Source organism: Caballeronia hypogeia (genome assembly GCF_001544875.2).
Taxonomy (GTDB): domain Bacteria; phylum Pseudomonadota; class Gammaproteobacteria; order Burkholderiales; family Burkholderiaceae; genus Caballeronia; species Caballeronia hypogeia.
The window spans coordinates 377,054-394,926 of sequence record NZ_FCOA02000001.1; the positions used below are offsets into that span (position 1 = coordinate 377,054).

Genomic DNA, 17,873 nt, shown 5'->3' on the forward strand with positions numbered 1-17,873 from the left:
TCGCTCCACCGGATCACATTCAGCATGCTGCCCGCACATAAACACACTCTCGAAACGCTCCTCACCGACGCGGTCAAGCAGGTCGCGCAAGCCACTCAGGGCGCCTCCGAAGCGGCGTTCGTCACGCCCGTGATCGTACTGGAAAGACCGAAGGTCGCCGCGCACGGCGACGTGGCGTCGAACGTTGCGATGCAGCTCGCCAAGCCGCTGCGCGCGAATCCGCGTCAGCTCGCGCAGCAGATCGTCGATGCGGTGCTGGCCCATCCGTCGGCCGCGGGTCTCGTCGAGGGCGCGGAAGTCGCGGGTCCCGGCTTCATCAATCTGCGTCTTGCCGCCACGGCGAAGCAAGACGTGATCCCGGCCGTGCTGGGCGAAGGCGCCGCGTTCGGCCGTTCGGATCGCGACGCGGGCAGGCACGTGCTCGTCGAGTTCGTGTCGGCGAATCCGACCGGTCCGCTGCACGTCGGCCACGGCCGTCAGGCCGCGCTCGGCGACGCGCTCTCGAACCTGCTCGAAACGCAGGGCTACGACGTGCATCGCGAGTTCTACTACAACGACGCGGGCGTGCAGATCGGCAACCTGGCCAACTCCACGCAACTGCGCGCGCGCGGCCTCAAGCCGGGCGACGCCGAGTGGCCCGACGCCGCCTACAACGGCGAGTACATCGCGGACATCGCGCGCGACTACATGGCTGGCGAAACGGTCGCCGCGAAAGACGGCGAGCCCGTGAAGGGCAAGGGCGACGTCGAGGATCTCGAAGCCATCCGGCACTTCGCGGTGGCGTACCTGCGTCACGAACAGGACATGGACCTGACCGCGTTCGGCGTGAAGTTCGACCAGTTCTATCTGGAGTCGTCGCTGTACAAGGAAGGCCGCGTCGAGAAGACGGTCGCGGCGCTCGTCGATGCCGGCAGGACCTACGAGCAGGACGGCGCGCTGTGGCTGCGCACGACCGACGACGGCGACGACAAGGACCGCGTCATGAAGAAATCCGACGGCACGTACACGTACTTCGTGCCGGACGTCGCGTATCACGTGACCAAGTGGGAACGCGGCTTCACCAAGGTCATCAACATCCAGGGCTCGGACCATCACGGCACGATCGCGCGCGTGCGCGCCGGTCTGCAGGGCCTGGGTATCGGCATTCCGAAGGGATATCCCGACTACGTGCTGCACAAGATGGTGACCGTCATGCGCAACGGTCAGGAAGTGAAGATCTCCAAGCGCGCGGGCAGCTACGTGACGGTGCGCGACCTGATCGAATGGTCGGGCGGCCTGGCTCCCGGCCACGAAACCGCGCCCGATCAGATCGACGCGGACGTCATCCGCCGCGGCCGCGACGCCGTGCGCTTCTTCCTGATCTCGCGCAAGGCCGACACCGAGTTCGTGTTCGACATCGACCTCGCGCTCAAGCAGAACGACGAGAATCCGGTCTATTACGTGCAATACGCGCACGCGCGCATCTGCACGATCCTGAACGACTGGAAGGAGCGTTACGCGGGAGATCTCGCGCAAGCGGCGCAGGCCGATCTCTCGCCTTTGTCGAGCGACCGCGCAATGGCGCTGCTCAACAAGCTCGCCGAGTTCCCCGAGATGCTTCAGCACGCCGCCGAGGAACTCGCGCCTCACGCGGTCGCGTTCTATCTGCGCGATCTCGCTGGCGAATTTCACTCGTTCTACAATGCCGAGCGCGTGCTCGTGGACGACGAAAAGGAACGCACCGCACGCATCGCGCTGCTCGCGGCGACCCGCCAGGTCCTCGAGAACGGCCTTGCGACCATCGGCGTTTCGGCTCCCCAGAAGATGTAATTGCCTGCGGCCTTCCTTCGCGCACGCGTCGAAATCGGACTATTCCGGCGCGTGGGGACGGAAGGCTGGCGCAGGAGCGCCTTGACCCCCGGCTATAATCGTCGCCCAACCAGAAGACTCTCTCGCAGGTGATTCATACGATGGCAAAACCACGCCGCACATCGAAACAGTCGAAGCAAACCGGGGGAACATTCATCGGCATCGTGCTGGGCCTGATTGTCGGCCTCGCGATCGCCGTGATCGTCGCGCTCTATATCACGCGCGCGCCCACGCCGTTCGTGGCGAAGGTCGCGCCGCCGCCGTCGGAGGCCAACTCCGCGCCGTCCGCCGCGCAGCCGTACGACCCGAACCGTCCGCTGCAAGGCAAGACGCCGGGCCAGGCCGTGCCGCAAGCCGCGCAGCCCACGCCGCCGAATACCGCGCCGGGCCAGACCAACAATCAGACGCAGTCGTCGGGCATGCTCGACGAGCCGCAGATCGTCGAAGTGCCGCCTTCGGCCGGAAGCGCGTCGACGCCGAAGAACGCGAGCACGACGACCGCGAAGAAGCCGGAAACCACGCCGGGCGCTCCGAACGCAACGAGTAACGCCAACGCCACGCCGCCGAAGGGCGGCTCGGCGCCGACGACAGCCAAGACCACGCCGCCCGCGCCCGGCGAGCCGAATACCGGTTACTTCCTGCAAGTCGGCGCGTACAAGACTCAGGCCGACGCCGAGCAGCAGCGCGCGCGCCTGGGCTTCCAGGGCTTCGAATCGAAGGTCACTCAGCGCGATGCGGGCGGAGTGACGTACTATCGCGTACGCATCGGTCCGTTCGCGAAGTTCGAGGAGATGAACACCGCGCGTCAGCGTCTCTCTGATGCCGGCGTCGATACGGCCGTGATCCGTTTCTCCAAGCAATAAGGCAGCTGGAAGTCGAAACGTCTGCGCGCCCTTAGCGGCAGCGCAGACGCGAAAGAGGGCCGGCGCCTCATCCGCGCCCTGACCGTTCAAGCATGGCTTAAGTGTGGTTTAAGCGTCGTATGTCCCACTTATGGACCTCCTTTTGTCGCTCTCGCGTACCTTTTGCTTTCCTTCTCCAATCATGAAAAAACTGTTTAGCGCGTTGGCTCTCTCCCTTGGCATCGCAGCCGCTTCGATGAGCGTCGCGAATTCGGCCGCGGCCGCGCCCACCGCAGGCAAGGACTACACGGTGCTGCAGGCGGCCCAGCCGGTCGGCGCGCCCGCGGGCAAGGTCGAGGTCATCGAGTTCTTCTGGTACGGCTGCCCGCACTGCAACGAGTTCGAGCCGTACATCGAGGCATGGGCGAAGAAGCAGGGGCCCGATGTCGTGTTCAAGCGCGTGCCGGTGGCGTTCCGCGACGACTTCATCCCGCACTCGAAGATGTATCACGCGCTCGACGCGCTCGGTGTCGCCGAGAAGGTCACGCCGGCCGTGTTCAACGAAATCCACGTGAAGAAGAACTATCTGCTGACGCCGCAGGCGCAGGCGGACTTCCTCAAGACACAGGGCGTCGATCCGAAGAAGTACATGGACGCCTATAACTCCTTCTCGACGCAAAGCGCCGTGCAGCGCGACGCCAAGCTCATGCAGGACTACAAGATCGACGGCGTGCCGACGGTCGTCGTGCAAGGCAAGTACGAAACCGGTCCGGCGATGACCAACAGCCTGCCGGGCACGACCTCGGTGATGGACTTCCTCGTCCAGCAAGTTCGCGACAAGAAGCTGTAACTCCCTCCCGCGCCGGCATGAATGAAGTTCGCCTGAAGGTTTTCATCACCGGCGCATCGAGCGGCATCGGCCTCGCACTGGCCGAAGAGTATGTGAAGCGCGGGGCCGTTGTCGGCCTCGTCGCCCGCCGCGCAGAGTCCCTCGGGGCCTTCGCCGCGCGCCATCCGCAAAGCTCCATTTCGATTTATCCCGCCGACGTGCGCGACGCCGACGCGCTCGCCGATGCCGCGCGCCGCTTCATCGCGGAGCATGGCGCGGCGGATATCGTGATCGCGAACGCGGGCATGAGCCGCGGCGTGCTGACCGGCCACGGCGATCTCGACACCTTCCGCGCCGTGATGGACACCAATTACTTCGGCATGGTCGCGACCTTCGAGCCTTTCGTCGCGTCGATGACGGCCGCGCGGCGCGGCACGCTCGTCGGCATTGCGAGCGTCGCGGGTGTGCGCGGACTGCCGGGATCGGGCGCGTACAGCGCGTCGAAGGCGGCGGCGGCGAAGTATCTGGAGTCGCTGCGCGTCGAGATGCGGCCGCAGGGCGTGTCCGTCGTCACCATCGCGCCCGGCTACGTGCGCTCGGAGATGACGGCGCACAATCCGTATCCAATGCCCTTCCTGATGGACGCCGACCGCTTCGCCGCGAAAACCGCCGATGCCATCGCGCGCGGCGTGCGCTACGCGACCTTTCCGTGGCAGATGCGCATCGCGGGCATGCTGCTGCATGCGCTGCCGCGCTGGCTCTACGACGCGCTGTTCGAGCGCGCGCCGCGCAAGCCACGCGCGGGCGAATGAAGCGTCGATAAAAAAACCGGCTGCGCGCAAACGCAGCCGGTTTTTCTTTTGCTGGCCCGTCAGGCCTTCGGGCGATCAGAACGCCACGTAAGGCGAGCTGCCCGGCAAGTCGTATCCGACATAGACGTGCCGGCCGAAGAAGAACGGCAGACCGAAGTCGAAGTAATTCGACATGCCCAGTTGCCCACCGAGACTGTTGAACGCGAACTTGCCGCCGCTCGACGTCAGCGTGCGAGCGCTGACGAGCTGGAACGGCACGGTCGCGGTGTTGCCTTCGGTGCCGGTGATCGTCGCCGACAGTTGCTGCTCCGAACTCGGGCAATAGAACGCGCTCGAACTCGAGCACAACGGGAAGCTGTCCTGGAAGAAGTTGCCGTTCGATCCGGAATCGAAGAACGTCGTGTACTTCGAGCCCTTGTACACGCCCGACAGATCGCCGTAACCGTCCGTGCCGTACTTCGTCACGCCCGCGATCGAGTTGTTGCCCTGCGTGCCGATGCCGAATATCAGTACGCCTGTCGCGCTCGCCGCGCCGTTATCGGGCACCGGCGGCAACTGCAGGATCACGCCGTTGTTGTTGACCGCGAACTTCGTCACCGGATTGATCACCTGCTGGGCGAGCGTCGCGGTGCTGCCGGTGCAGTTCGTGCCGTTGGTGCACGAGAAGTACATCGCGTTGAGTGCCGTGCTCGCGCACGAGCTGCCGCAGTCGTACGTCGCCGGTCCGATGCCGAGAATGCCGTTCGCGCCGATATCGGCGGTGGAGTTCTCGTCGTTGCCGGACGGGCAGCCGTTCGCGCCTGTCGGCGCCGCCGATGCGGCCAGGTCACCGATGATCTGGATTGGCACGCCCGACGCCACTTCCGTGCCGATCTTCACGTCGGCGGTTCGCACGGTGCCCCACGTATAGCCGTCGGCGAAGCCCGCGCATTCCGAGAGCTGCCCGCCGTTCGCGGCGCGCACGCCGGGCAGGCTGGTGACCACCGACTGCGCCGCGCCGCCCAGAATGCGCAGGCCGAACGAAGCCGTATCGACCTGAATATGGTCGATGGTCTGGCACTGCGACGTGCCGGGCACGCACACCGTCACCGAGACATTCGGAATGTTGACGAAACCGGCGACGCCGGAATCGACGCTGATCGGCACTGCGTTAGTGCCGTTGGGCGAAATCGGCTGGGCGTTCGCCGTGCTGGTGCCCGAACTGCCGCCACCCGAGCTGCCGCCAGAGCCACCCGACGAGCCGCCGCCGCTGGAACTGGAACTGGAACTGGAACTGTCGCCGCCGCCGCCGCAGGCCGCGAGCATGATCGAGAGACAAAGGACGCCGAGCCAGCGGACCAGGCCGCCGCGGCGATGGGACGAATAGGCGGGAAGGCCACGTGTCGTTCTATGCATACTGGATTCTCCCGTCCCTTACTGAATGTCGGTGACCGACACGCCCGCCGGCAACGATTGCGGCAGATACGCGCTGCCCGCGAACGAGCCCATATGGCCCACCGACCGGACGACGAGCCCCGAACTTTCCACGCTCACCGGCCCACGGCCGCCGCGCGCGGCGCGCTGCGCCTTCAGGCCCTCCTGATACTGCGGAAAATAGCTGCCGAGCAGCGACGCGAGATCCGGCACGCGCGGACCGTGCCATGCGATTCCGAAAACCACGCCTTCGGTGGTCAGATATTCGTTGATGGTCGTGCCGCTCGCGAGCGTGGTCGTGCGCACGGTGTAATTCGATGCCGTCGCCGCCGATACGCCCGATGCGCCGTTCGGGGTCGCCGCACGCACCACGGCGTTGGTGGACGTCGCGCCGTCCGGCGCGGTCATCGGCTCGCCGCCGAGCACCGCGTATGCCGGCGCCGCCGCGCATACGCTCAACGCGCCGGCGGCGAACGCCAGCGCTGTTACAAGATGCCCATGACGGGATTGCTTCGGTGCCTTCACTGGGCCTCCTATCGGTTAATCCGTCGGTCGCATACTCGTCCGCGACCGCCTCATGACGATTGAGTGACAGATCTGCCACCTATTTTTCGCACGAAATTTTCCGTTGCGAACAGCGTAAGTATGCCAGCCACGAGGAATAGTCCTAACGTTCGCAAGCGCACACAAGCAAAAACGCGAAGCGCATTGGTATGCGCTTCGCGTTCGTTTGCAACGCTGAGTATGTCGAACGGACTACCCGAAAACGGACCTCAGAAACCGAGGCTCGCGAGCAGATCGTCGACCTGCGACTGATCCTGAACGACGTCGCTGCGCCCTTCCGGATTGATCTGCGGACCGTTGAGCAGACTGTCCTGAGTGACGCTCGCCGACGACATCAACGCCGCCGCAGACGCCGCGAACTGCTCGCGCCGCTCGGGCGCGATGTTCTCCAGCAGCACGCCCAGCAATTGCTGCTCGATCAGATACACGACGTCCGTGATCTTCTTGATGACCTGCCCGGTCAGATCCTGGAAATCCTGCGCGAGCATGATCTCGAGCAGTTGCGCGTTGGTCGCCTGAGTGCGCTCCGGCACGTTTTGCAGGAACGTGCGCGTCTCAGCGAGCAGCGCGCCTGCTTCGCCCTGCGCGAGCGGCGCGTCATACCATTTGGCCCAGCGCGCGTCGAGGGCGAGCGCCTCGGTCTGCATGGCTTCCTGCATCGGCTTGGCGAGCTCGATCGCGTTCAGCGCGCGCTCGGCGGCCTGCTCGGTCATCGTCGCGACGTACTTAAGGCGGTCGCGCGCGTCGGGCACGGCTTGCGCGGCGGCTTCGACCTGCTTGTCGAGGCCGAGCTCGCGCATCGAGTCGCGCAGGGTGCGCGTCAGCTGGCCGATGCGCGCGAGAATGCGGTCGCTCGACAGATCGCTCTCGCTGCCTTCGCTCTGCGCCATCGCGGCGGCGAATTCAGTGGTCAGATCATTCACGATCAGCTCCCGGTTTTGGCCAACTTCTCGAGAATCTTGGTGAGCTTCTCGTCGAGCGTGGCGGCCGTGAAGGGCTTGACCACGTAACCGTTCGCGCCCGCCTGCGCCGCCGCGATGATGTTCTCCTTCTTCGATTCCGCCGTCACCATCAGCACCGGCAGATGCGAGAGCGCCGCGTCCGCGCGGATCTGCTGCAGCATCGAGAGGCCGTCGAGGTTCGGCATGTTCCAGTCGGTGATCACGAAGTCGAAGCCGCCGCCACGCAGACGCGCGAGACCCGCCGCGCCGTCTTCGGCTTCATCGACGTTGCCGTAGCCCAGTTCCTTGAGCAGGTTACGCACGATACGGCGCATCGTCGGAAAATCGTCGACGACGAGGATCTTCATGTTCTTGTCCATCATTACTCCCGTGTGTTCTCAAAGCGGCAGCGCCGCGTAATCAATCCAAAAAGTTCAGACGCGCTGCACGCGTTCGCCCATCGAGGCAAGCCGCGCCATCACGCGCCGGCTCATTTCAGAGAGCGGCGCGACTTCGCTTGCGCCGCCCATTGCAATCGCTTCGCGCGGCATGCCGAACACCACGCAACTCGCTTCGTCCTGCGCGAGCGTGTACGCGCCCGCCTGCTGCATTTCCAGAAGACCGGCGGCGCCGTCGCGGCCCATGCCGGTCAGGATCACGCCGATCGCGTTCTTGCCCGCGTGTTGCGCGGCCGAGTGGAACAGCACATCGACCGATGGCCGATGCCGGTTCACCGGCGGCGCGTCCGACAGATGCGCGACATAGTTCGCCCCGCTGCGCGCCAGCACCAGGTGCGCGTGGCCCGGCGCGATATACGCGTGACCCGGCAGCACGCGCTCGCCGTGCTCCGCTTCCTTCACCGTGATGCGGCACAGCCCGTTCAGGCGCTGCGCGAACGACTTCGTGAAACCAGGCGGCATGTGTTGCGCGATCAGCACCGCGGGCGCGTCGGGCGGCAGCGGCACGAGCACTTCGCGGATGGCTTCCGTGCCGCCCGTCGATGCACCGACGATCACGAGCTTTTCCGTCGATACGAGCGGGTTGTTGAAATGCGGCGCGGGCTTGTGCGCGGCCTGCGTCTGCGCGGGCGCGCTCGTCGTGTGGGCGTGCTGCCGCACGCGCGCGCGCGATGCGGCGCGCACCTTGTCGGCGAGCTTTTCGGCGTAGTCGAGCATGCCGTCGCGAATGCCGACCTTCGGCTTCGTGACGAAATCGACCGCACCGAGCTCGAGCGCCCGCAGCGTGATTTCGTTGCCGCGCTCGGTCAGCGACGACACCATGACGACCGGCATCGGCCGCAGGCGCATCAGCTTCTCCAGGAAGTCGAGGCCGTCCATGCGCGGCATTTCGACATCGAGTGTGAGCACGTCCGGGTTGTGCTGCTTGATCAGTTCGCGCGCGACGAGCGGATCGGGCGCGGTGGCGCACACGTGCATGTCGGGCTGCGAGTTGATGATCTCGGTCATCAGGCTGCGCACGAGCGCCGAGTCATCGACGCACAAGACCTTGATCTTCGGCGCGCCCGGCGCCTTCATGCCGATGGCGTTGAGTGTCATGCTTCCTCCGCCGTTTTGACGAAACGCTGCGTGCGCGCGGCGCCGAACAGTTCGACGCGCGGCTTCGCCTGCGACGTGAACAATTCCGCGCGCGGTTTCGCGCCCGCCGCGTTCGGCTGAAACAATTCGACCCGCGCACGCGCCTTCGCGAGGCGTTCCGCGCGCTCTTCCGGCGTGCGCTGCACGAGCGCCTGCTCGCGCTCGACGACCACCGGATCGTGCTGCGTCTTGAGCTTCTTGACCATCACCTGACCCGAGCGCGGCATGAACGCGACCTTGCGCGGATGCGCGCCCTGCAAGTCCTCGGCGACGATGCGAATTTTTTCGAGCGCCAGATAGCGACGCACGAACTCTGAATTGCGATCACCGATATTGATGGTCGTCATGCCCGCGAGCACCGCGCCGCCGCCGAACACCTTCGCTTCGAAACGCTCGCGCCGTCCGCCGCGCTTGATCAGTTCGTTGATGAGCACTTCCATCGCGTACGCGCCGTAGCGCATCGAATCGGAGGCGGCGTGCGACGCGTCGGAACCGTCATCGGGCAACATGAAATGATTCATTCCGCCGATGCCCGCCGTGCGGTCGTTGATGCACGCCGCCACGCACGAACCGAGCACCGTGACGAGCACCATGTCTTCGCTCGTCATGTAGAACTCGTTCGGCAGGAGCTTCACGCCCGGCTTCTTGAAGTGATTGTCGAAATAAAGATTCGACGCGATCGGCAGTCCGCTCATACCGCCGCCCCTGCGAGCGCGCGCGCGGCTTTCGGCGCCGTCGCGGGCTTCGTGTCGCGCATCAGTTCGTACACGGTCTGGCCACGCAGCCTGAACGCCTGCGACACATACGTGAAGTTCTCCGAATGCCCCGCGAACAGCAGCGCGCCCGGTTTCATCAGCGGCTCGAAGCGCGTCAGCACTTGTGCTTGCGTCGGCTTGTCGAAGTAGATCATCACGTTGCGACAGAAGATCGCGTCGAACGGGCCTTTCACGTCGTAGCGCGCGTCCGTCAGATTCACGCGGCCGAAGTTCACCATCGCGCGCAGTTCGGGACGCACCTTCACGAGACCCGCGTGCGAGCCCGTGCCCTTCAGAAAGAAGCGCTTCAGCCGCTCCACGGGCAAGGCCTTCACCTGATCGAGCGAGTACACGCCCGCCTCTGCCTTGGCGAGCACCTGGCTGTCGATGTCGCTCGCGAACACCGTGCACTGGCGCGCGGCGTGATCGCCGAGAGCTTCGACGAGCGTCATCGCGATCGAATACGGCTCCTCGCCGGTCGACGCCGCCGAGCACCACACCGACAGCGGCTGCTGCCGGCGCTTGGCGAACTCCGCGAGAATCGGAAAGTGATGCGACTCGCGGAAGAACGCCGTGAGGTTCGTGGTCAGCGCGTTGACGAACGCTTCCCATTCGGCGTTGTCCTCGTGGGTTTCGAGGCGGTCGAGATACTGCCTGAACGTGTCGATGCCGCATGCGCGCAGACGTCGCGCGAGGCGGCTGTACGCCATGTCCCGTTTGTGGTCCGACAGCGAGATGCCCGCGCGCCGATGAATCAGCTCGCGAATGCGGGCGAAGTCCGCCGACGTGAATTCGAAATCGCGCTCGACTTCGGGGCTGCGCACATTGGCGGGCAAGTCGATGCGCGGGTTGCGCGTTGCCATCATGATGTTTCGTGCTTCCTTGGCGCCATACCCGGCGCCCGATGTGGCGTGTTCGTCGCGCTCGACCATGCCGGCTCGCGTCTTCCGTGCGTTTCGTTGAAACGACGGCTATCGATCATGGTGCGCGATGCCTGCATGGCCGTTTTCGTTCCGGATTCGGGTTAAAAGGTTTCCCAGTCGCCGTCGTCGGCCGTCGTGGCCTTCGCGCGCGGCGCCGGCCTTACCGTGCTCGCCGGCTTGATCGCGGGCCTGCTGACCGGCTTGCTTGCGGCCTTCGGCGCTTCGCTGGGTGCTTCCTTGATAACGGCCGCTTCCGGCGCAACTTTTGCGCTCTCGGCGGACTTCGCGTGCTTCTCGACGCTCTTCGCCACAGCAGCCGACGAAGGCTCGATACGCGCACCCGGCGCACCCGACGCAAGACGCGCGACCGCCGCCGATGCGCTCGTGCGCTTGGGCATGGCCACGCCTGCGCCGTCCACGCGCCATTGCGCGACCACGTCCTTGAGTTGACGAGTCTGCTCTTCGAGCGACGCCGCGGCAGCCGCAGCCTGCTCGACGAGCGCGGCGTTCTGCTGCGTCACGCTGTCCATCTGCGTGACGGCGCGGTTGACCTGCTCGATGCCGTCGGACTGTTCTTCCGATGCCGCGCTGATCTCGCCCATGATGTCCGTCACGCGGCGCACCGCCTGCACGATCTCGCCCATCGTCTGACCGGCGCGTGCGACTAGGTCGGTGCCGCTGTCGACCTTCGCGGCCGAATCGCCGATCAGCGTCTTGATTTCCTTCGCCGCCGCGGCGCTGCGTTGTGCTAGCGAGCGCACTTCGCCCGCGACCACCGCGAAGCCGCGCCCCTCCTCGCCGGCGCGCGCCGCTTCCACGGCTGCGTTCAACGCGAGAATGTTGGTCTGGAACGCGATGCCTTCGATCACGCCGATGATGTCCACGACCTTGTTCGAGCTCGATGCAATCGCGTGCATGGTCTCGACGACCTGCTCGACGACTTCGCCGCCGCGCGACGCGATATCCGACGCGTTCACCGCGAGCTGGCTCGCCTGGCGCGCGTTGTCGGCGTTCTGCTTCACCGTGCTGGTGAGCTCTTCCATGCTCGACGCCGTTTCCTGCAGCGAAGCGGCCTGCTCTTCCGTGCGCTGCGACAGATCGGTGTTGCCGCTCGCGATCTCGTGTGCGCCGACATCGATCGACTCCGCGCCGCGATGCACCGCGCCGACCATCGAGGTCAGATTGGCGCGCATGCGTTCGATGCCCGCGAACAGGCGGCCGATTTCATTGCCGCTGTCGCTGTGCGCGCTCTGCGTGAGATCGCCGCGCGAGATGCGGTCGAAGTGATCGACGGCCTCGTTGATAGGCTTCACGATCAGGCTCGAGAGCGCCATGCGCGTGCCGATCAGCATCAGCACCGCGAGCACGAGCACCGCGCCGATCGTCATGTTGAGCGCCGCGATATGCGACGACGTGCTGGCGCGCGAATTCTCCGCGTGCTCCTGATGCGAGGCGACGGCGGCGGTCACGGCCTGATCGAACGTGACGAACATCGGGCTGATCTTCGTGTCGGCGATCGCGTGATACGCGGCCATGTCGTTCACGCGGATCGCGGCGAATTCCGGCTCCACGCCGGTCTTCACGAGCGTATCGCGCTGCGCGACGAGCGCGTCGAGCGTGTCTTTCGGCAGCGTGGGCTTGGGCGTGTCGAGATAGAGCTTCCAGTTCTCGTTGCTCTTGTCGAGCAGATACTGGCCGCGATCGATGGCCTTCTTCGCCTCGTCGGCGCTGCCGGCTTCGGCGAGCGAGCGCACCTTGTCCAGGGTCACGCGCGCGCGCAGCAGATACGACGACGTTTCGGAGAGCGCGCGCATCGCGACCATGTCTTCCTGCGCGAGCGACGCGAGCGACGCGCCGGCGGAGTTGAGCCCGGTCAGCGCGAGTGCGCCGATCAGCGCCGCGCATCCGGTGAACAGCAGGCCGACGAGCGTGAGCGTCGTGCGGATCGACAACTTCTTCAGCATGGCTTCTTTCTCACTTCGCTCGTTATGCGGCGACGGAGTCGATCAACTCCATCTCGCGGCTCGTCATGAGCTTTTCGATGTCCATCAGGATCAGCATGCGGCCATCGACCGTGCCGAGACCCGTCAGGTATTCCGTCGCGAGCGTGCCGCCGAATTCCGGCGCGGGCATCACTTGCTCCTGCGTGAGCGTGAGCACGTCGGATACGCCGTCGACCACCATGCCGACCACGCGATGCGCGACGTTCAGGATGATCACGACGGTCTGGTTGTCGTACTCGACGCGGCCCAGATTGAACTTGATGCGCATATCGACGATCGGCACGATGATGCCGCGCAGATTGATCACGCCCTTGATGAACGCGGGCGCGTTCGCGATGCGTGTAACGTTGTCGTAGCCGCGAATCTCCTGCACCTTCAGGATGTCGATGCCGTATTCCTCGGCGCCGAGCGTGAACACCAGAAACTCTTGTCCGGCGGCTTCGGCCTGTTGTGCGTCACGCCGCACGTTATTGATGGATTGAATGTCTGCCACGAGAGCTCCCTTTGGCCTGCCGTTGGTCTGATGGTGTTAGTGAGAGTGCGCGCCGTGCTGTGCGCGCGATTCGCGGTTGAGCGCGGCCACGTCGACGATCAGCGCGACACTGCCGTCGCCCAGGATGGTCGCGGCGGAAATGCCGTGCACCTTGCGGTAATTCGTTTCTAGGTTCTTCACGACCACTTGCTGCTGGCCGACGAGTTCGTCGATCAGCATGGCGAAGCGGCGTCCTTCCGTCTGCATGATCGTGACGATGCCCTGCGTCGGTTCGGTGCGCGCGCCTTCGACATCGAACACGCGATGCAGCGCGACCAGCGGCAGATATTCGCCGCGCACGCGCACCACGCGCTCGCCGTTGGCGACCGTGTAGATGTCTTCGGCCACCGGCTGCAGCGACTCCATCACGAAGTTGAGCGGCAGAATGAAGATCTCGTTGCCGACCTTCACCGACATGCCGTCGAGAATCGCCAGCGTGAGCGGCAGCACGATCTTCGTCGTCGTGCCCGCGCCCTGGCGCGACATGATTTCGACGTGACCGCCCATCGACTGGATATTGCGCTTGACCACGTCCATGCCGACGCCGCGACCGGAAATGTCGGTCACCTGTTCGGCGGTCGAGAAGCCCGGCATGAAGATGAGTTGCCAGACTTCTTCATCGCTCATCGATTCCGAAACCTGCATGCCCTGCTTCTGCGCCTTGGCGAGAATCTTGTCGCGGCGCAGGCCGGCGCCGTCGTCGCTCACTTCGATCACGATGTTGCCGCCGTGATGCGCCGCCGACAGCACGAGCTGGCCGGTGGTCGGCTTGCCCGATGCGCGGCGCGCCTCCACGGTCTCGATGCCGTGATCGAGCGAGTTGCGCACGAGGTGCGTGAGCGGATCGATGATGCGCTCGATCAGGCTCTTGTCGAGCTCGGTCGCCTGACCGAACGTGACGAGCTCCACTTCCTTGCCGAGCTTGCCGGCAATGTCGCGCACGAGGCGCGGGAAGCGGCTGAATACGTAATCCATCGGCATCATGCGGATGGACATGACGGCCTCTTGCAGATCGCGCGCGTTGCGCTCGAGCTGCGCCATGCCGTTGAACAGACGGTCGTGCAGCGCGGGATCGAAGGTGCTCGTGGTTTCCGCGAGCATCGCCTGCGTGATGACGAGTTCGCCCACCAGATTGATGAGCTGATCGACCTTCTCCACGCCGACGCGAATCGAGCTGCCTTCCGCCGATGCGGCCGCTTGCGGACGCGCCTTTTTATCGGCGTCGCCCGATGCGGACTTGCCTGACGGTTGGGCGGCGGACGAGTCTTTCGAATCTGCCGCCGCCACCGCTTCTTCTTTTGCTGCTTCATTGCCGGCCGCGGATGCGGGCGCGACTTCCGCCCGCGATTGCTTCGGCTCTTGTTGTAGCGTGGGTTGCGATACTGCCGCCACCGCCGGCGCTTCCAGGTGCGCCGGCTGCGCTTCGACGGCTTGCGCCGCCGCGTCGCCACGGCCGATCGTGATCTGCGTTTCATCGATCACGAAGCAGCACACGGCGACGATATCGTCAGCGGGAACGTCCGAGTCGAGCCAAACCACGTACTCGGCGTCCGTCTTCTTTTCTCCGACGATGCTTCCCAGATTCCCCAGCTCCTCGATCAGAGTCGCCAGGTCCTTCTCGCCCACCCCCCGTAGCGTAATTTTCAGGTGGGGTCCAACTTCCGCCACCGGCGCGCCGGCAGCGGTTCCTGCATTCATGGTTCCTGCGCTCGTCCCGGCGTTCGCGCCATCGGCGAGTTCGAACGCGCCATCCCAGTTGCCGTCGTCCTCGATCACGTCCGCCGCCTGGGCGATCACGTGCGCGGGGGGCGCGTTGGGGCCTTCGTAGGCCGGCGCGACCGGCGCGCTCGCCTTCTCGGCCGTGCCCGGCAGCGCGGGCGGCTCGCTGTTCGCCGCCGCGCGGACGGCGACCGCGCCGCCTTCGGCGCCTTCGTTCTTCAGGCGCTCCAGCTTCGCGCAGATCGCGGCGGCCGCGGCCGCATCCGGCTCGGCGCTCGCGCGATACGCGGCGAGCTGGTCGGACAACACGTCCTTGGTCGCGAGGAAGGTGTCGATCATGTCGCGGCGCAACGTCAGTTCGTTGTTGCGCGCGCGGTCCAGCAGCGATTCGAGAATGTGCGTGGTTTCGGTCAGCGCGGTGAAGCCGAAGGTCGCAGCGCCGCCCTTGATCGAGTGCGCCGCGCGGAAGATCGCCGCGAGGTCTTCCGGATCCGGATTCGCGATATCCAGAACGAGCAGCAGTTGCTCCATCTGCGCGAGCAGTTCATCCGCCTCGTCGAAGAAGGTTTGATAGAACTGGGTAATGTCGAGTGTCATGCTTGAGTCACCGCAGGAATGCTGTTCAGTCGGCGCTGTAGTGCGCGCTCTTCAATGCTGCTTGCTTGGTCGTTCAGTGCTGCGTTTCTTCCGAGAGCGCGGCGACCAGTTCGGTCAGCAGGTCCGGATCGAGCGGTTTCTCGATCCAGCCCGTCGCGCCCGCCGTGCGCGCCGCGTCCTTGAACGGCTCGCCGCCTTCGGTCGTCAGGACCAGAATCGGCGTCGCCCGGTAAGCCGGGTTCGCGCGCAGCGCCACGATCAGATCGAGCCCGCTCCTGCCCGGCATGTGCTGGTCGGTCAGAACGAGATCGAAGCGCTCGGCGAGCGCCCACTCCAGCCCTTCATCGCCGTCGGATGCGACGGTCACTTCGTATCCCGCCGCCGCCAGCGTCGCCGAGATGATTTGCCGCATCGCGGCCGAATCGTCGATTGCCAGAATGTTCTTGATCATGTTTGTCTCTTGCCGTGTTGACGGTCGAAACGCGTCGAGTCTTGAGCTTGTTTTCGGGGCAAATTTGCTCAATTTGCCGCGCGCTTCGCGGCCACGCCCGGGATGAGCTGGCCGAGCGCCGTCTCGGGCGCGCCAGTGGCGTCCGTGCCGTTGTCGAGCGTGGCGCCGGGCGCGCCGTCGTCGCGCATCATCGACATCTCGGTCTTGCGATTGAGCACGATCACGCTGATGCGCCGGTTCTCCGGATCGAGCGGATCTTTCTTGTTGAGGTTCTGTGTCGAAGCGAGGCCGAGCACGCGCAGCACCTTCGCTTCGTCCATGCCGCCCGAGACCAGCTCGCGCCGCGACGCGTTCGCGCGATCCGCCGAGAGCTCCCAGTTGCTGTAGCCCTTGTCGCCGCCCGCGTACTTCACGGCGTCGGTGTGCCCCTGCACGACGATGCGGTTCGGCACGTCGTTAAGCGAACGGCCGATCTCGCGCAGGATGTCGCGCATGTACGGCTGCACGGAGTCGCTGGAGAGCGCGAACATCGGGCGTTTCTGCGTATCGACGATCTCGATGCGCAAGCCCTGCTGCGTCGACTCGATGCGGATTTGCTGCTTGAACTGCCGCAACGTGGGATTGGCCTCGATCGCGGCCATCAGCTTGACTTGCAGGTCGTGCAGGCGCGCCTGTTCGCGGCGTTCGAGCTCGCCCTGCGCGGCCTTGAGCAGCTCTTCGTCGGTGTCGGAGGAGGCGCGCTGCGCGAGTTGCGTGGTGCCGTCGGTGCGGCGCGCCGCGCCCGGTTCGGTGCTGGAGATATCGCGTCCGCCGCCGGTGATGAGGCTGTTGTCCATGCCGACGGTCTTGCCGCCGACCATCGCCGCCTTGAGCGGCATCTGGAAATATTCCGCGATGCCGCGCCGTTGCACCGGCGACGTGGACGAGAGCAGCCACATCAGCAGGAAGAACGCCATCATCGCGGTCATGAAGTCCGCGTAGGCGAGCTTCCACGCGCCGCCGTGATGGCCCTTGCTGCCCTTGCCGACGACACGCTTGATGAAAATGGGACGTTCGCGTTCGGTGCTCATTGCGCGGCCCTCGCCGATGGATAAGTCACGAAGCGGTCCATCACTTGGACTTGACCCGGCGCACGTGTTCTTCCAGTTCGGAGAACGACGGGCGCTCCGTCGAGAACAGCACCTTGCGGCCGAACTCGACCGCGATCGCGGGCGCATAGCCGTTCAGGCTCGCGAGAATCGTCACCTTGATGCACTGGAACATCTTGGTCTGCTCCGCGACCCGCTGTTCCGCGACGCCGGCGAGCGGCCCGATGAAGCCATACGAAAGCAGAATGCCGAGAAAGGTGCCCACGAGCGCCTGCGCGATCATCTCGCCGAGAATCGCGGGCGGCTGATCGGCGGAGGCCATGGTGTGCACGACGCCCATCACGGCCGCGACGATGCCGAACGCGGGCATGGCGTCGCCGACCTTCGAGAGCGCGTGCGCGGGCGCTTCGCCTTCGACGTGATGCGTTTCGATCTCCTCGTCCATGAGACTTTCGATCTCGAACGCGTTCATGTTGCCGCTGACCATGAGGCGCAGATAATCCGTCAGAAATTCGACGATGTGATGGTCCGCGAGAATCTTCGGGTACTGGCTGAAGACCGGGCTCTTCGACGGATCTTCGATATCCCCCTCGAGCGCGAGCGTGCCTTCCTTGCGCGCCTTGGCGAGCAGCACGTAGAGCAGGCCCATCAGCTCCATGTACATGCTCTTGTCGTACTTCGCGCCCTTGAAGAGCGTCGGGATGACCTGAATGGTCGCCTTGATCGTCTTGACGTTGTTGCCGAGGATGAACGCACCGATGCCCGCGCCCGCGATCATCAGAATCTCGACGGGCTGCATGAGCGCGCCGAGATGGCCGCCTTCGAGCGCATAGCCGCCGAAGACGGACAGCAATGTCACGAGCGTTCCAACGAAAATCAGCACAGTCGAGTCCTCACGTTTTGTTGCGGTAAGACCGCCGTTAAGTGGTTTACGGCACTCGACTGGAAAACTTTGGGGGCG

General features: G+C 65.1%; 17 protein-coding genes. 4 read left to right on the forward strand and 13 right to left on the reverse strand.

Annotation, left to right across the window (positions count from 1 at the left end; translation table 11 throughout):
• Positions 1 to 24 precede the first annotated feature (24 nt).
• From argS to AWB79_RS01750, 4 genes are all read left to right on the forward strand, one after another.
• Complete coding sequence (argS, locus tag AWB79_RS01735) at positions 25 to 1,809, forward strand: arginine--tRNA ligase (protein ID WP_061165635.1); 1,785 nt, start codon at positions 25 to 27, stop codon at positions 1,807 to 1,809.
• A 140-nt stretch (positions 1,810 to 1,949) separates the two neighbouring features.
• A complete protein-coding gene (locus tag AWB79_RS01740; protein ID WP_061165636.1) occupies positions 1,950 to 2,711 on the forward strand; it encodes an SPOR domain-containing protein in 762 nt (253 codons plus the stop codon).
• Positions 2,712 to 2,892: 181 nt separating this feature from the next.
• Positions 2,893 to 3,540: a thiol:disulfide interchange protein DsbA/DsbL gene (locus AWB79_RS01745; protein WP_061165637.1), complete on the forward strand. Its 648-nt coding sequence runs from the start codon at positions 2,893 to 2,895 to the stop codon at positions 3,538 to 3,540.
• A 17-nt stretch (positions 3,541 to 3,557) separates the two neighbouring features.
• Complete coding sequence (locus AWB79_RS01750) at positions 3,558 to 4,331, forward strand: SDR family oxidoreductase (protein ID WP_061165638.1); 774 nt, start codon at positions 3,558 to 3,560, stop codon at positions 4,329 to 4,331.
• Positions 4,332 to 4,406: 75 nt separating this feature from the next.
• Here the strand turns inward: AWB79_RS01750 and AWB79_RS01755 are convergent, their stop codons facing one another.
• From AWB79_RS01755 to motA, 13 genes are all read right to left on the reverse strand, one after another.
• Positions 4,407 to 5,726: a DUF3443 domain-containing protein gene (locus AWB79_RS01755; RefSeq protein ID WP_061165639.1), complete on the reverse strand. Its 1,320-nt coding sequence runs from the start codon at positions 5,724 to 5,726 to the stop codon at positions 4,407 to 4,409.
• A gap of 18 nt (positions 5,727 to 5,744) precedes the next feature.
• Positions 5,745 to 6,269: a DUF2844 domain-containing protein gene (locus AWB79_RS01760; protein WP_061165640.1), complete on the reverse strand. Its 525-nt coding sequence runs from the start codon at positions 6,267 to 6,269 to the stop codon at positions 5,745 to 5,747.
• A 248-nt stretch (positions 6,270 to 6,517) separates the two neighbouring features.
• The gene (gene cheZ / locus AWB79_RS01765) at positions 6,518 to 7,198 is read right to left on the reverse strand and encodes a protein phosphatase CheZ (protein WP_061165931.1); all 681 of its coding nucleotides are present in this window, start codon (positions 7,196 to 7,198) and stop codon (positions 6,518 to 6,520) included.
• A 35-nt stretch (positions 7,199 to 7,233) separates the two neighbouring features.
• Positions 7,234 to 7,629 (reverse strand): chemotaxis response regulator CheY, encoded by a 396-nt coding sequence (gene cheY, locus AWB79_RS01770; protein ID WP_061165932.1) that lies wholly within the window; start codon positions 7,627 to 7,629, stop codon positions 7,234 to 7,236.
• 54 nt (positions 7,630 to 7,683) lie between these two features.
• On the reverse strand, positions 7,684 to 8,784 hold the full coding sequence (locus tag AWB79_RS01775; protein ID WP_061165933.1) for a protein-glutamate methylesterase/protein-glutamine glutaminase: 1,101 nt from the start codon (positions 8,782 to 8,784) through the stop codon (positions 7,684 to 7,686).
• Positions 8,785 to 8,801: 17 nt separating this feature from the next.
• The gene (cheD, locus tag AWB79_RS01780; protein ID WP_061165641.1) at positions 8,802 to 9,539 is read right to left on the reverse strand and encodes a chemoreceptor glutamine deamidase CheD; all 738 of its coding nucleotides are present in this window, start codon (positions 9,537 to 9,539) and stop codon (positions 8,802 to 8,804) included.
• Positions 9,536 to 10,465 (reverse strand): CheR family methyltransferase, encoded by a 930-nt coding sequence (locus AWB79_RS01785; protein WP_061165934.1) that lies wholly within the window; start codon positions 10,463 to 10,465, stop codon positions 9,536 to 9,538. The genes cheD and AWB79_RS01785 overlap by 4 nt, the downstream gene beginning before the upstream one ends.
• A gap of 158 nt (positions 10,466 to 10,623) precedes the next feature.
• The gene (locus AWB79_RS01790; protein WP_061165642.1) at positions 10,624 to 12,486 is read right to left on the reverse strand and encodes a methyl-accepting chemotaxis protein; all 1,863 of its coding nucleotides are present in this window, start codon (positions 12,484 to 12,486) and stop codon (positions 10,624 to 10,626) included.
• Between the two features lie 22 nt (positions 12,487 to 12,508).
• Positions 12,509 to 13,018, reverse strand: coding sequence for a chemotaxis protein CheW (cheW, locus tag AWB79_RS01795; RefSeq protein WP_061165643.1), 510 nt, complete (start codon positions 13,016 to 13,018; stop codon positions 12,509 to 12,511).
• Between the two features lie 36 nt (positions 13,019 to 13,054).
• Positions 13,055 to 15,373 carry a chemotaxis protein CheA gene (cheA, locus tag AWB79_RS01800; RefSeq protein ID WP_061165644.1) on the reverse strand — a complete coding sequence of 773 codons (2,319 nt, stop codon included), beginning with the start codon at positions 15,371 to 15,373 and terminating at the stop codon, positions 13,055 to 13,057.
• A gap of 73 nt (positions 15,374 to 15,446) precedes the next feature.
• On the reverse strand, positions 15,447 to 15,824 hold the full coding sequence (locus AWB79_RS01805) for a response regulator (RefSeq protein ID WP_061165645.1): 378 nt from the start codon (positions 15,822 to 15,824) through the stop codon (positions 15,447 to 15,449).
• Positions 15,825 to 15,892: 68 nt separating this feature from the next.
• Positions 15,893 to 16,894, reverse strand: coding sequence for a flagellar motor protein MotB (gene motB / locus AWB79_RS01810; RefSeq protein ID WP_061165646.1), 1,002 nt, complete (start codon positions 16,892 to 16,894; stop codon positions 15,893 to 15,895).
• Between the two features lie 40 nt (positions 16,895 to 16,934).
• A complete protein-coding gene (gene motA / locus AWB79_RS01815) occupies positions 16,935 to 17,795 on the reverse strand; it encodes a flagellar motor stator protein MotA (protein WP_061165647.1) in 861 nt (286 codons plus the stop codon).
• Between the last annotated feature and the right edge of the window lie 78 nt (positions 17,796 to 17,873).